A 15,813-nucleotide genomic window follows, 5' to 3' on the forward strand; every position below is an offset into this window, starting at 1 on the left:
CTCTGCGTAGGGTCTGCCATTTGTGCAAGCGAGTTGCTATAGTCTGTGGGGGTAACGGGATGGGGATTTATGCTACGCCTCTGTCAGCGTGTGGCGAGATATCCCGTTACTTTGCGTTTGTCCTTTTGGCCGGGGGTCGTATAACGGCACAATGTTTCCCGACCGTGGCACTTTTAAAGAAGATAACAATCTATGTTTGAAATTAATCCGGTAAAACACCGTATTCAGGACCTGTCTGCGCGGACAGATGTTCTGAGGGGGTATCTTTGACTACGATGCCAAGAAAGAGCGCCTGGAAGAAGTAAACGCCGAGCTGGAACAGCCGGATGTCTGGAATGAACCGGAGCGTGCGCAGGCACTGGGCAAAGAGCGCTCCTCCCTGGAAACCATCGTCAATACCATCGATGAAATGCACCAGGGGCTGGAGGATGTATCCGGGCTACTGGAGCTGGCGGTAGAGGCCGACGATGAAGAGACCTTTAACGAGGCCGTCGCCGAGCTCGATCTGCTGGACGTGAAGCTGGGACAGCTGGAGTTCCGCCGTATGTTCTCCGGTGAATACGACAGCGCCGACTGCTACCTGGATATTCAGGCCGGCTCCGGGGGAACCGAAGCTCAGGACTGGGCCAGCATGCTGCTGCGCATGTATCTGCGCTGGGCTGAATCCAAGGGCTTCAAAACCGAGATTATCGAAGAATCTGAGGGTGAAGTGGCCGGTCTGAAGTCCGCCACCATCAAAATCAGCGGTGACTATGCCTACGGCTGGCTGCGTACCGAAACCGGCGTGCATCGCCTGGTGCGCAAGAGCCCGTTTGACTCGGGTGGCCGCCGTCATACGTCGTTCAGCTCCGCCTTTGTTTATCCTGAAGTGGATGACGATATCGATATCGATATCAATCCGGCAGATCTGCGTATCGATGTTTACCGCGCCTCTGGCGCCGGTGGTCAGCACGTCAACAAGACGGAGTCCGCCGTGCGTATTACCCACATTCCGACCGGGCTGGTGACGCAGTGCCAGAACGACCGCTCTCAGCATAAGAACAAAGATCAGGCCATGAAGCAGATGAAAGCCAAGCTTTATGAACTTGAGATGCAAAAGAAAAATGCTGAACGGCAGCAGATGGAAGATACCAAGTCCGACATCGGTTGGGGTAGCCAGATCCGTTCTTATGTGCTGGATGACTCCCGCATAAAAGATTTACGTACCAGCGTTGAGACACGTAATACACAGGCCGTGTTAGATGGCGACCTGGATAGGTTTATTGAGGCAAGTTTAAAAGCCGGGTTATGAGGAAACACTATGTCTGAACAACAGCAACAAGGCGCCGAACAGGCTCTGGACTTAAACAACGAAATGCAGGCTCGCCGCGAGAAACTGGCGGCTCTGCGTAAGGAAGGCATCGCTTTCCCTAACGATTTCCGCCGCGACACCACCTCTGATAAGCTGCACAGCCTGTATGACGGTAAGAGCAAGGAAGAGCTGGAAGCGCTGAACGTTGAAGTTTCCGTTGCCGGGCGCATGATGACCCGCCGTATCATGGGTAAAGCCTCTTTCGTTACGCTGCAGGATATGGGTGGCCGTATTCAGCTGTATGTTGCACGTGACGATCTGAAAGACGATGTTTACAGCGAACAGTTCAAGAAATGGGACCTGGGCGACATCATCGGCGCACGCGGTACTCTGTTCCGTACTCAGACCGGCGAGCTGTCCATTCATTGCCACTCTATCCATCTGCTGACCAAGGCCCTGCGCCCGCTGCCGGACAAATTCCACGGTCTGTCTGACCAGGAAACCCGCTATCGCCAGCGCTATCTGGACCTGATCGCCAACGAATCTTCCCGCGAGACTTTCCGTACCCGCTCCAAGATCCTGGCTGCTATCCGCAACTTCATGGTCAACAAAGGCTTCATGGAAGTCGAAACCCCGATGATGCAGGTGATCCCGGGGGGCGCATCCGCCCGTCCGTTCATCACCCACCACAATGCGCTGGACATCGATATGTACCTGCGTATTGCGCCGGAGCTGTACCTGAAGCGTCTGGTGGTCGGCGGCTTCGAGCGCGTGTTCGAAATCAACCGTAACTTCCGTAACGAAGGCGTCTCTCCGCGTCATAACCCTGAGTTCACCATGATGGAACTCTATATGGCCTATGCGGACTACAAAGACCTGATCGTCCTGACCGAAGAGCTGTTCCGCACCATCAGCCAGGATGTTCTGGGCAGCAGCGTGGTGCAGTATGGCGATCAGACCTTCGACTTCGGCAAGCCGTTCATCAAGATGAGCATGAAAGAGGCCATCTGCCACTACCGTCCGGACATCGCCTCCGCCGATTTGGATGACATGGATAAAGCCTGCAAGATCGCCGAATCCCTGGGTATCAAGATCGAGAAAAGCTGGGGTCTGGGCCGCGTACAGTGCGAAATCTTTGATGAAACGGCAGAGAGCCAGCTGATTCAGCCGACCTTCATCACCGAATACCCGGCTGAGGTTTCTCCGCTGGCGCGCCGTAACGACGATAACCCGTTCATCACCGACCGCTTTGAGTTCTTCATCGGCGGCCGTGAAATCGGTAACGGTTTCTCTGAGCTGAACGACGCCGAAGATCAGGCAGAGCGTTTCCAGGATCAGGTGAAAGCCAAAGATGCCGGTGACGACGAAGCCATGTTCTATGACGAAGACTACGTGACCGCACTGGAGCACGGTCTGCCGCCGACCGCAGGCCTGGGCGTGGGTATCGACCGTATGATGATGTTGTTCACCAACAGCCATACCATCCGTGACGTGATCCTGTTCCCGGCGATGCGTCCGCAGAAATAAGTGTTGTCTTAATCGCTTATCAGCCCCGGCTATGCCGGGGTTTTTTTTGTGTACAGCCCCCCGGCCAGGCTGTGGGTTCAGTAACGCTTTCAGCTTTGAGCCAGTTATTAAACCCCCTTTTGATTGGTTAAAACGTCTTGCGGTCTGGCAACTGCAAAGGTCAAACAAGAAATCAAAAGGGGGTCCCAATGGGGGACGAAAAGAGCTTAGCGGACACCCGATGGAACTGTAAATATCATGTGGTTTTTGCTCCGAAATACCGTCGGCAGAGCTGCTTCTGGGAGAAGCCTAGGGTTGTCGGTAGCATATTAAGAAAGTTGTCTGAGTAGAGGTGTATGAACATGTTAGCGGCGGAGTGCTGCCTTGCTCACATATCAGTGCGTTGGCCATTGCTCAGATTGTTTCGGGTTTGTTTTTTTTGTTGTATTTTTTGGTGTCATCTGTGATTATTGTTAAAAGTGACTTGGGTTACATTGGCAGAGGATCACGGCATGAATTTTTGTGGTTTAGGACATATTAATGTTGTTGTTGATGATATTGATGTGGCGACGGAGTTTTACACTAGAGTTTTGAGTGCTATACCACAGCAGGATTTCCCTTATTTTAAAAATGCGGGTTTTTCTAAAGCTGCTGGTTTCTTAGATGAGCCAGAGAGTGTTAATGTTTCTATTCGTTTTCTTGAAATACCAGGTACTCCAGTTTTTTTGGAATTAATGCAATATCATAGCCCTATCAGTGAAAGTTATATAAGAGATAAGAAGGTAAATGATATTGGTGGGGTGGGTCATATATGTTTGAGAGTAAATGATATTGATAATGCATTTACTTTCATCAAAAAACAATCAGATGTTAAATTGGTCAGTGTCAGTGATGAATACAAGCCATTTAAAATTGACCCTATAACACCAGATGAATTTTATTTTTTTGACGCAAGCAAGAATAATAAAGTTGAAAAGGATAATGTCTGTAATGTTATCGGTGAGATTCGCTTTTTCTACTTTCTTGATCCATACGGGATCCAGTGGGAATTTGAGCAGGGGCATGTGGATATTAGTAGTTAAATAAATTCAGACCTTAGAACTTATCCCTGTATGAATATATTGGTGCAGCCAGTTTGGACACGGACAGCGCGCAACAAGCGGGGTGTACACGCAGTATGTGAAGGTTGTGAACACGGCCCAAGACCAAAATGGAAAATCAAATATCCTAATGGGATAGGCTCTAATAAGTAGTACCGTCGTTCTGATTCGTTTGGTGTCAGACCGCCGTTATTCAATGTGTTCGTTTTCTCCACTGACGTTCCTGGCCTCCATGACCTGGCTGCACTTAACCACACGCTCGCCGTCAGGCTCATTTGCGGAACGTTGCCAGTGCCGGAAGCTGCTGCGGTACATCTCAAAAATGTGGCAGGGTGCGGCGGCTGGGTTGCGCGCCATCAGCCTGTCGACTACCGTGAATCGTTGAGTGAGTCCGACATTAAGCGCGTCGTAGCCTTTTGGGGATTTATTTTTCTATTTTAAGGCGTCGTTTTTTCTTCATTGAGTGTAGCTTGATTTTCTCCGGCGTGAGTGGAAGGTCTGTGGGCGTTTTACCTTACCGCTCAAATCGCAGCGTATTGACCCAGTGGGTAATGGCCGAGTGGCTGACATTGACGGTTTCGGCGGCTTTGAGGGAGGGTGTACCCATGGTCGAGAACCCGCTTTGCCGCTCCGAGCTTAGATTCTGCCGTGAAATGTTTACTCATCAGGCCACCTGTCGTGTTGGGAAAGTGAGCATATCATCTCCGATCAGGTGGCCAGTATCAGTGTGCCACTACACCTGCGCTGAGGTGAGTGAGCTGGCGCGTGCTGCCGGAGGTGCCGATAGAAATGCTGTTGACGCGATCGGCCTGGCTGTTGGCGCCGGGCGATGGGGGAGCTGGCGCTGATCTGGGCATCGTCACCCCGAGCTTCCGGTGAGGTTGCGTGCGGAAGGGTATTGAAAATGCAGTGCGTATACTGTCGACAGGATAAGGCGCAGCTAAAATGGCGAAGAAAGCGGCAGGTAGGCTGACTTATAAGATATGTGCTGAAATATTCATCACTTAGCGCAGTTTCCTCTTGCTGTGGAGAGGGAAGTGATTATAATGGTTCACACGTTGCGGGCGTAGTTCAATGGTAGAACGAGAGCTTCCCAAGCTCTATACGAGGGTTCGATTCCCTTCGCCCGCTCCAATCTCAACTCTTCTGCAGTCTCCTAATCTCAACTTCCCCCTTGATAAATAAATTGTTATAGCTTTCTATTAGTCAATTGAACTCAATGCGACTCCCTCAGAGTCAACCCGAATGTAGGGGATGGATGCAGTCTATCAGGAAACAGAACGTGTTTCCGACGGATGACCCGGTGAAAATGGTAGTGTGGCTGGCAATCCAGGCGGCGTTACAGAAATGGACGATGTCGCTGAGAGACTCAATAAGCCGCTTTATTATCGGGTTCGCTGACCGCCTGGACGCTCAACTCTGAGAAAAGGCATTTACACAGAATCAGGTATAGACTCTGATTTATAGGCATCGCTTTACTGTCATTTATTACTATAAACGGGGGGCTGCGGGCCCTGACCAAAAATCCCTCTCTATTCAGAAACAGAATTCCGACTTTATGAAATACCTTATAGATCCCCCCGGTCTCAAGTGATATTCACTCACACAATACCTTCATGATAACTGTCATTTAAGCCCTCCTTTTGATATAAGATATCAGCAGAACAAATATAATTATCGGTAAGCGAACCAAAAGCACCAAACCATTAGTCAGGTTTATTACAGTGCCAATAAATTTATTGGCATTATGCTTTTATTATTACAAATAAATATACATGATGTATGGAGACTGATTTAGCTACCGCTAATGGAAAAAAAGTCAAAAGGCATCATTTCTGACTTGCTTTTCACGTGAAATATTGATTAATTACTTACTCCTTAATCTGGCAGGCATGTTCACCTAATGTAATATGAGGTGGTAACTCATTTTCATTATTATCGGGGCATATAAAGAGATGTATCATTGCCACTTTTTTAATGTGTCCAAACCACAATCCACCAGAATAAGTATAATATTAATAAAAATAACGCTATTTCTTCCGGCGAGTGTATTGCTCCTCCCTGAGTCATCCCAGGCAGCACCGGCAACATCCACCATAAGTCAGCCACTTATTAATCAACAACAGCGTCAACAGGCACTTGAACAGCAAATAACGCCAGTGGCACCCGATATCCGCTTTGCCCCTCCACTAACGCCAACGCCTAAAAATGGGTTCCCGACGGAGGTTCTCTGCTTCCCTATTTCGCAGGTTCGTCTCAGTGGTACTGAAGCGTTACCCCACTGGTTGCCATTACAGCACCTTGCCAATCAGGCCATCGGCCATTGTCTGGGGGTAAAGGGCATCAATCTGCTGATGGCGCGTTTGCAGAATAGGTTAATCGATCATGGATGGGTAACGACCCAGGTTCTGGCACCGCAGCAAGCGTTAACGTCCGGCACGCTCCACTTGGTTATTTTGGCCGGTTTTGTCCATGATGTTCGCCTGACCCCAGACAGCAGTACCTACGCGACACTGTATACGGCATTCCCGGCTCACCGTGGCAATGTCCTGGATTTGCGTGATATCGAGCAAGGTCTTGAAAATCTGCAACGCTTGCCGACGGTGAGTACCAGTATGGATATCGTTCCCGGTGAGCGGCCGGGCGAAAGTGATATCGTCATCAAACGCCATCAATCACGCCTATGGCGTGTGGATGCCTCACTGGATAATTCAGGGGCAACATCGACGGGGAAATATCTCGGGATGCTGACGGCATCACTGGATAATCCCTTATCGTTAAGTGATCTCTTTTACCTCTCGGGCTCCCATAATCTGGATGGTAATGGGAGTGGTAAATCATCAGAAAGCCTGACTGCGCATTATTCTGTCCCTTTTGGTTATTGGCTAATGGGAGCAACGGCGAGCCGGTACAACTATGTTCAAACCGTTGCAGGACTCAATGGTGATTATCAGTACAGTGGTAACAGCAAAGATATCGACATTCAGGTCAGCTACTTACTGCATCGTAACAGTAACCAGAAAACGACCCTGACAGCCGATGTGATGGCCCGTGAGCAGCATAACGTTATCAATGATACCGAGATAGATGTACAACGCCGCCAGACTGCAGCCTGGAAGTTAGGTTTACAGCATCGCCACTACATCGGTAGCACTATTCTGGATGCCGGCATGAGTTACCAGCGGGGAACACGCTGGCTGGGGGCAAGTCCTGCACCGGAGGAGTTCTGGGGAGAGGCAACGGCGCTCAGTAAAATTCTCCAGATGAGTGCGCAACTAACCCTCCCTTTCTCGGTTGCAGAGCAACACTTTCAGTTTAACACCCATTATTTTCGCCAAATGAGTAATACGCCGCTGACACCACCGGACATGTTATCCATTGGCAACCGTTGGACGGTGCGCGGCTTTGATGGCGAACGGACGCTAACCGCCAGCCATGGCTGGTATGTAAGGAATACGCTCGCATGGGCGACACCGCTACCGGCACAAGAGCTCTATATCGGCGCCGACTACGGTGAGGTTGGCGGACGCGGTGAGGAAACCCTGGTGGGTAACCATCTGGCCGGAGGCGTTGTTGGCCTGCGCGGGCAGTACCGCCAGGCCGGTTACGACCTGTTTGCGGGGACTCCGTTATCCAAGCCTGATGGGCTGAAAACAGATTCGGTAACGGTCGGATTCAGCCTCAACTGGAGTTATTGATGGAGTGGCATGGATTTACCGTACAGTGCCCGCTGGTGCTGGGCGGTAGCGTGAACGAAGCCGAAGTATTGGGCGCCACCGTCTGGCTGTGGATGCACTCCGTGCGGCATAGAGAGGCGCCATTGGAGGCGTTGCCTGAACTGCTATTACCCGCCATCAGACAGCGCCAGTATGTCTTGGCCTGCCAGGATAGCAGGCCCGTATTTTTTATGAGTTGGGCCTGGTTGGATGCGCAGGCTGAACAACATTATCTCACGCGCTGGCCATTACTGGTGCCGGAGGCAGCATGGCAGAGCGGTGAGCGGATGTGGGTCATCGATTGGGTTGCTCCCTTTGGCCATACCCGGCAGATGACCCGACTACTGCGCAGTGAACTCTTCCCAACGCACTGCCTGCGTTCACTCTGGCACCGGGGGGCTGAGCGCGGAAAGCGGGTGAAATGTTTTTGGGGCGATCGGGTTTCACAGGATGCGCTGCGTACCTGGCGGCACAATTATCCACTCTGTGCCGACGTTATCGAATGCTAATAGAAAAAGTGTATTTCCCTCATTTATTGAAAAAGGAAAAAAGATGAAAAAAATACTGATAAGTCTGGCTCTGGTGAGCGGTGTAATGGCGAGCCCTGCCGCTTTAGCCGCCGAGCAAACGGCCAGCATAGGATATGCCCATGCACAGCTTCAGGATGTTGGCAACCTTAATGGTTTCACGCTTCAGTACCGCTATGAGTGGGATACCCTCTGGAGTGTGATTGGCGGCTTGAGCTATATGCAGGGAAGTAACAATAATGCCTATCAAGATGCTTGGGGAGATACATATAAAACTGATATTAATGCCAAATACACCTCCCTGCTGCTGGGGCCGGCATACCGTATAAATGATTATGTCAGCGTTTACGGTCTGTTGGGTGCGGCTTATACCAAAATGGACGGTAGCTATGAATGGCGTAACAGTGTCGGTGCCGATACACCGAATGGTCATCTCAGTATCACCTCATCCAGCCAGGCGGTAAAACTGGCCTACGCCGCCGGTGTTGTTATTAATCCCATCAATACTCTTTCCATAAATATAGGTTATGAAGGCTCCCAGGCTGATCTGTATGGGGGGAATAAAACCATTAATGGATTCACGGTGGGGATAGGTTGGCGTTTCTAATTTTGCCAATCACATCCCCGGCGCTGTCAATACCGTTTTTCCTGTTGGCCTGAAGTATAAGGATGAGTGTGCGTCGCAATGAATAAACATTTATATCGCATTATTTTTAGCAAAGCGCGCGGCATGTTAATGGTAGTCGCGGAGATTACCCGCTCTCATCGGGCGGGTCCGGCGCACTCATCCAGGGTGATAAGGCATAACGATGTACGGCTGGCCGCCCGCCTTTCACCGTTAACCTGGGGGGTATTCCTCGCCTTGGCCTGGGTCAATCCCGCCAGCGCCGGGATTGTTGCCGATGCCAGTGCGCCAGGCCGCCAACAGCCACACATTGTCAGCAGCGCCAACGGTACGCCCCAGGTAAATATCCAGTCACCGAGTGCCGGTGGGGTATCCAACAATCTCTACAGCCAGTTTGATGTGGATAAGCGCGGGGTCATTCTCAACAACAGCCATCAGAATACCCCGACCCATATCGCTGGCATGGTGGCCGCAAATCCCAATTTGGCACGGGGTGAGGCGACGGTGATCCTCAACCAGGTTAACTCCCGAAACCTGAGTCAACTGAATGGCTATATCGAGGTCGCCGGGCAAAAGGCGCAGATCGTTATTGCTAACCCCGCCGGGATCAGCTGTGATGGCTGCGGCTTTATTAATGCCAATCGCGCTACGCTGACCACAGGAACACCACAGCTTCACCGTGGTACTCTGACCGGTTACCGCGTGAATGGCGGAAATATCACCATTACAGGCCAGGGACTCGACAGCCGCGAGCAGGACTATACCCACATCATCGCCCGTAGTGTGCAGGTGAATGCGGAGGTCCGGGCTAAAAGTCTGAGTATCACCACCGGGCGTAACCAGGTGGATACGGTACATCAAACCATCACGGCACTGGCCGATGAGGGGAGCGAAAAACCCGTAATGGCCCTGGATGTCTCTGCACTGGGGGGAATGTATGCGGGGAAAATCCGCCTGATGGGGACCGAGACGGGAGTGGGTGTCCATAACGCTGGCGATATTGGGGCAACGGCAGGCAATGTAGTTTTAACTGCAGACGGCCGCATTGAAAACAGCGGAAAAATCAGCAGCACCGGTGATACCGAATTGGCCAGTCAGCGTGATATCCAGAACCGTGGGCGTATTTACAGTCAGCAGCGGCTCACGCTGGATAGCCATGGCACCATGAGCAACCAAGGCTCTCTGGTGAGCGGGCGTACGCTGAGCGCCAACGCAGAAACATTCTCCGCTGCAGCCGGGAGCGTACTGGCCGCAGGCGTAGACCGTCAGGGTAAGCTGACACAGTCCGGCGATATCCTCCTTACTACACGCGGTCAGCTGAGTGCGCATGGGAAGAATCTTGCCAGTCGGCATATCCAGGCCAAAGGCCAGGGTATCGATTTCAGCGCCAGCCAGACCGCAGCCCAATCGATATCCCTGGATGCACAGCGCGGAGCGCTGTCTACCCGCCATGCCATCCTGGATGCAGCGCAAACCCTATCGGCTCACACCTCCTCCCATTTCAACAACGAAGGTGGTGCGTTGAGCGCCAAAACGCTCCAGATCTCTGCTCGTGAGGTCAATAACCGTATGGGCATCCTCACCCAGTTGGGTACGGACGATTTCGAACTCTCCCCCGTAGGCACGCTGGATAATCAGGGGGGACATATCCGGAGTAACGGTCAGGGCCTGCGCGTAAACACCGCCTCATTGGATAACCGCAGCGGAGAAATCACCCATGCCGGAACCGGCGAACTGCGCCTCTCGGCGCTTCAGACCATCGAGAATGAGGGGGGCGTAATCCAAAGCGCCGGGCATATTACCACCCACACCACAGCGCTCAACAATACTCACGGACAGTTAATTGCCTCACGCGCACTCCAGCTGACTGCAACAGCGCTCAATAACCAGGACGGCCTGACAAGCAGCGGGGAGGAGAGCGTTCTTCAACTGGCTGACTCGCTAAATAATCGCCAGGGGCGGGTAATCAGTACGGGCGATTTACACCTTACGACGACCGAACTGGATAACCGGCAAGGTGTACTCGCTACGCGCCAATCCCTCAAGCTGCAGACCTCCAGCCTGGATAATCAGGCCGGTGCTATCAAGGCCGGAAAAAATGCGCAGCTGGCTATCACTCAGCAGCTTGATAATCGCCAGAGGGGCATCATCGGTGCCACCGGTGATCTCACCCTACAGGCCGATCGTATCCTGAATCAGCAGGGTAAACTGATCACTAACGGCCATGGGCGGCTTACCGCTACCGATATCGATAACCGTCATGGGCAGATAGCTGGCGGCTCTTCTCTGCGGCTGCACACTCTTCGACTGAATAACAGCGATGACGGGCAGATACAAAGTGGCGGTGATATGGCGCTCCATGCCTCTTATCTCCTCAACCGGGAAACAGTCGATAACGGGGGGGATCAGTAGCAAGGGGCTGTTGGTGCTGGAGACCCCGTTGCTGGATAACCACCGCGGTCTGCTGCTGGCGGGAAAAAGCCTGACGCTGCTCAATACGCTGCTGGATAACCCGCAGGGACAGATAGTCAGCCAGGGGCCTTTAACCCTCTCTACCCTCGGCGACCTGAATAATCGGCAGGGCGTGATCCAGGGCGATGACATCACACTCAATACCCGGGGGGCTGCATTCAATAACCAGGGCGGCACGTTGTACAGTCTATCGGCACTGGCAGTAAACAGTGGTGAATTGAATAATCAGGCGGGTACCCTGGGCGCCACAGGGGATGCCGTCCTGACCGCCGCGACGATCGATAACCGGCACGGGGGCCGCATCGTCTCTACGCAGTCTGTTCATATGCGTGCCCAGACGCTGCAAAACCAGCAGGGCCAGGTCCAGAGCGTCGGCGATTTAGGATTGGCATTGACAGCGGCGCTGAATAATCAGCAGGGGCTGCTGCGCAGTGGGGCAACGGCGACAATACAGGCACCACAGATCGATAATGGCCAGACCAGGGATAGCCAACAGGGTATTGAGGGCCAAAATGTGACGCTGACGGGTGACATGCTGAATAACCAGGCAGGCCGCCTGCTCACGAATAACGATCTGTCGCTGACGGTGACCAGGGCCATCAATAATATCCACGGTCTGCTCTCGGCCGGCGACACACTGCAGGCAAGGGGAAACGCACTTCAGGTCATCAATACTGCGGGTACGTTGAGTGCGGGATCACAGCTGACGCTGGCGGCACAAAACCTGACGGGAGATGGCGCCTTACTGTCTACCGGAAGTATGGAGATCCTCAGCCGCCAGGCCTTTAACAACCGGGGTTCACTGATAGCCAACCGCGATTTGAGGTTGCAGGTCAACGACAATGTGAGTAATCGCGGTCGAATACTGGCCGGTGATACGCTGGCCTTACATGGCAACAACCTGATCAATTTACCCGGCGGCGAAATCAATGCCGGAGCCGATCGATTGACGCTCACCGGAACCCTGAGCAATACCGGCCTGATCGATGGTGGGCTCGCCTGGCTTGACGCCCACACGCTCAATAATACCGGGACAGGCCGGATTTATGGCGACCGTATCGGCATTGACGTGGAAACCCTCAATAACCGCGCTGTCGCAGGCTCTGCCCCGGTTATAGCTGGGCGCCAGCAGGTCAATATCGGCGTACAAACCCTAAACAACCATGAGCATGCGCTTATCTATAGTGACGGAACCCTGGTGCTGGGTGGCCATCTGACCGACAACGGGGCCGTCAGCGGGCAGGCGGCAACGGTTAACAATATCAGCGCAACCCTGGAGTCTGCCGGAGATATGGTGCTGAATGCCGTCCGGCTGAATAACATTAACAACCATTTCTCCACGACGTTAGCCACGGTATCGGCAGTGGATAAGTTGCGCTATCAGTGGGAAGGCACAATCTACGATACCCAGGATTATGCCATCTCGCTCAGTAAATCTGAGACTTGGATCATCTGTATTCAAGGTGTTATCTGCAATGATACCAGCCGTGGCGATAGCTTTAATGAGTACCGCTATCTGGAGACGACTCAGGAAACCCAGGTAACAGAGAGTGATCCGGCTAAAGTGCTGGCCGCTGGTCAGCTCACCCTCAACGGGCAGACCGTCTATAACGAGAACAGTGAAATCGTGGCGGGTAAAACGTTGCTCATCAATGCCAGTCAGGTAGAAAACCGCCAGGCTGAGGGACCGCGGATCATTACGGATGAAGGCACCCTACGCCACTACTACCGTGTGCATCATAAGGGGTATGACTCACCGGGCATTGATACATCACCGTACACCCCGCCGGCCACCATCCAGACCATTCTGCTCAACCCCGGGCGCATTGTCGACAAGGGGCATTTTGACGGCAGTCATGCCGTTATTAAGGCGCAGGGCGCGCGAACCACCGCGCGCGGCAGTGAGAGTACGGGGTCGCTCAACACTGAGGTCTCTCTTAACGATAAGCACCCCACATCACCGCCGCCGGGGGCTCAGTTTGATGTCACCCCTGAAAGCGGTGACGTCAATACGGTGATCCGCACCGTCATCCCGGATACCCGTTTACCGGACAATAGCCTGTTTAATGTCACCTCACAGAGCAATAGCCACTATTTAATTGAAACCGATCCCCGCTTTACCAATAAGAGACAGTGGCTGGCGAGTGACTATATGCAAACGCAGCTCGGTATTGATCAGGCGATGAAACGCCTGGGCGACGGCTACTATGAACAGCGCCTCGTGCGTGAACAGATAATAGCCATCTCCGGGCGGCGCTATCTCGAGGGATTCAGCGATGACGAAGCGCAATACAAGGCGCTCATGGATAGTGGCGTCGCTTTTGCGCAACGCTATCATTTACGCCCCGGCGTGGCGCTGAGTGCCGGGCAGATGGCAATACTGACAGAGCCGCTGGTCTGGCTGATCGAGACAACGGTAACCCTGCCGGATGGCTCACAGCAGACGGTACTGGTCCCACAGGTCTATGCACCGGTGCACGCGGGGGCGCTGAATGCCAGCGGAGCCTTGATATCCGGCGATCATATGGTCATGACATTACGCGGTGATTTAGTGAATCAAGGGGTGATTGGAAGCGGTCATGTTACCGCCATTACAGCAGACACTATCCTGAATCAGGCTGGCCATATTCAAGGTGCCGACGTTACCCTGAACGCACGTAACGATATCAGCGGCATTGGTGGTCTGCTGCAGGGGTTGGATTCGTTGGTCGCCAGCGCAGGGCGTGATATCCGCCTCACCAGTACCACACGCCATGCTGAGCGTCAGAATGGAGCCAGCCGATTTCAGCGTACGACGCTGGATAATCTCGCCCAGGTTGCCGTTATCAATGATAACGCCACGCTGGTACTCCATGCCGGTCGTGATACTGACCTGACGGCCACGCAGCTGATTAACGCCGGCCATGCCAGTCAGAGTGTCATTGCCGCAGGACGTGATATTAATATCAACAGTATCACTACGGCCAGTCAGGATGATGTGGCATGGAATGCCGATAATACCCTGCATCAGGCCCTGCAGACCGAGGTGGGAACAACGCTTGCGGGGCAGGGGAACGCGGCGATAGCGGCAGGACACAACCTTAACATCCGGGCGGCACGTATCCATGCCGGGGATACACTCCGCCTGTCCGCCGCGCAGGATATCACCCTTCTCAGTGGTGAGCAGCACAGTGAGTTGGACGAACGCCATAAAACAACGGGTAATAGCGGCATGCTATCCAAAACTACCGCCACGACCCGTGATACCCGGGATCGCCGAACCGCCCAAGGGAGCCAACTGAGCGGCAGTACCCTTCAGATCCAGGCAGGTCATGATCTCACGGTCAAAGGCAGCCAGGTGATTGCGGACAATGACCTGAGCGCCCGCGCGGGGAAAAATATCACCGTCACCACCGCAGATGAGGTTCAGCAGGAGACCCACCTGCGTGAAGAGAAAAAGTCCGGGCTGATGGGCTCCGGAGGCATCGGGTTTACCATCGGCACACAGTCCCTGAAACAGAGCACGGACAGCCACAGCCAGTTGCATAAAGGCAGCACCCTGGGCAGCACCGGGGGCGATGTCACCCTGAGCGCCGGTGAAAACCTGACGCTGCACGGCAGCGATGTGATCGCGAAGAAAGATATCAACCTGACCGGTCAGTCCGTTACGGTAAGCGCCGCGGAGAACACCCACACGGAGCTGAGCAAAACCGAGCAGAAGCAGAGCGGGCTGACGCTCGCCCTGAGCGGAACGGTAGGCAGCGCGCTGAATACCGCCGTACAGACGGCGAATCAGGCGAAAGAGACGGATGACAGCCGGATTAAAGCGCTGCAGTCGATCAAAGCGGGACTGTCCGCGGTTCAGGCGGCTGCAGGTGCGCGTCTGGCTGACGCCTCTCAGGGCGACAGCGGCGCATCCATCGGGATTAACCTCTCCTTCGGCAGCAGCGCCGCCAAATCCGAAACCGAAACCCGCCAGACCACGGCGCAGGGCAGCGGCGTCAGCGCCGGTAACAACCTGAGCGTCAGCGCAACCGGCAAAGCCCCCGACAGCGGCAATATTGCCGTCACCGGCAGCGCGCTTCAGGCCGGCGGCGATATTGCGCTCGATGCCCGGCATGATATCACCCTGCTATCGGCCCAAAACACCCAGACGGTGGACGGCAAAAACAGCAGTCAGGGCAGCAGCGTGGGGGTCGGGATAACCTTCGGCTCCAACGGCGTGGGGTTTAATGTCAATGCCGGCGCCAGCAAAGGAAAAGGGTTTGAAAAAGGCAACAGCCGCTATGCCACGGATACCACGGTGAGCGCGGGCAACACCCTGACGCTGAACAGCGGTAATGACACCACCCTGAAGGGGGCGCAGGTACAGGGGGAGAACGTGGTGGCGAATGTCGGCAATAATCTGACCCTACGCAGTGAACAGGCGGTTGATAGCTATGAGGCCAAGCAATCCAGCTTCAGCGCCGGGGGGAGCATCGGCTTCGGCAATGGCTCTCTGGGTATCGCCGCCAGCCGCGATAAGATGCACAGCGACTATGCCTCGGTGGAGAACCAGAGCGGCATCTTTGCCGGTACCGGTGGCTTTGATATCCGC

General features: G+C 53.6%; 9 protein-coding genes, 1 tRNA gene and 1 pseudogene. All 11 read left to right on the top strand.

The features are described 5' to 3' along the window. Positions 1 to 192: 192 nt before the first annotated feature. Positions 193 to 1,291, top strand: a protein-coding gene (gene prfB / locus EIEH_RS07895) for a peptide chain release factor 2 (protein ID WP_107775223.1) whose coding sequence is annotated in 2 segments (ribosomal slippage) — positions 193 to 267 and positions 269 to 1,291 — 1,098 coding nt in all. Because the reading frame shifts where the segments join, the coding sequence is not laid out codon by codon here. A gap of 9 nt (positions 1,292 to 1,300) precedes the next feature. Beyond that, positions 1,301 to 2,818, top strand: coding sequence for a lysine--tRNA ligase (gene lysS / locus EIEH_RS07900; protein ID WP_015872550.1), 1,518 nt, complete (start codon positions 1,301 to 1,303; stop codon positions 2,816 to 2,818). A gap of 188 nt (positions 2,819 to 3,006) precedes the next feature. Beyond that, positions 3,007 to 3,144 (top strand): annotated as a pseudogene (locus EIEH_RS18925) (IS200/IS605 family transposase); the annotation flags it as partial. A 165-nt stretch (positions 3,145 to 3,309) separates the two neighbouring features. Beyond that, on the top strand, positions 3,310 to 3,879 hold the full coding sequence (locus EIEH_RS07905; protein ID WP_015872549.1) for a VOC family protein: 570 nt from the start codon (positions 3,310 to 3,312) through the stop codon (positions 3,877 to 3,879). A 771-nt stretch (positions 3,880 to 4,650) separates the two neighbouring features. Beyond that, positions 4,651 to 4,776, top strand: a complete 126-nt coding sequence (locus tag EIEH_RS19950; protein ID WP_256594354.1) for a hypothetical protein — start codon at positions 4,651 to 4,653, stop codon at positions 4,774 to 4,776. A gap of 181 nt (positions 4,777 to 4,957) precedes the next feature. Then, positions 4,958 to 5,031, top strand: a tRNA-Gly gene (locus tag EIEH_RS07910). 821 nt (positions 5,032 to 5,852) lie between these two features. Continuing rightward, on the top strand, positions 5,853 to 7,595 hold the full coding sequence (locus tag EIEH_RS07920; protein WP_015872544.1) for a ShlB/FhaC/HecB family hemolysin secretion/activation protein: 1,743 nt from the start codon (positions 5,853 to 5,855) through the stop codon (positions 7,593 to 7,595). Beyond that, complete coding sequence (locus EIEH_RS07925) at positions 7,595 to 8,122, top strand: toxin-activating lysine-acyltransferase (RefSeq protein WP_015872543.1); 528 nt, start codon at positions 7,595 to 7,597, stop codon at positions 8,120 to 8,122. Before EIEH_RS07920 ends, EIEH_RS07925 begins: the two co-directional genes overlap by 1 nt. Positions 8,123 to 8,165: 43 nt before the next feature. After that, the gene (locus EIEH_RS07930; protein WP_035609179.1) at positions 8,166 to 8,747 is read left to right on the top strand and encodes an Ail/Lom family outer membrane beta-barrel protein; all 582 of its coding nucleotides are present in this window, start codon (positions 8,166 to 8,168) and stop codon (positions 8,745 to 8,747) included. A gap of 78 nt (positions 8,748 to 8,825) precedes the next feature. After that, complete coding sequence (locus EIEH_RS16885; protein ID WP_041730561.1) at positions 8,826 to 11,177, top strand: two-partner secretion domain-containing protein; 2,352 nt, start codon at positions 8,826 to 8,828, stop codon at positions 11,175 to 11,177. Beyond that, on the top strand, positions 11,125 to 15,813 hold a 4,689-nt coding region (locus EIEH_RS07935), incomplete at its 3' end, for a hemagglutinin repeat-containing protein (RefSeq protein WP_193352020.1). The genes EIEH_RS16885 and EIEH_RS07935, both read left to right, overlap by 53 nt.

Origin of the sequence: Edwardsiella ictaluri ATCC 33202 (assembly GCF_000264785.1) — a bacterium.
GTDB lineage: Bacteria > Pseudomonadota > Gammaproteobacteria > Enterobacterales > Enterobacteriaceae > Edwardsiella > Edwardsiella ictaluri.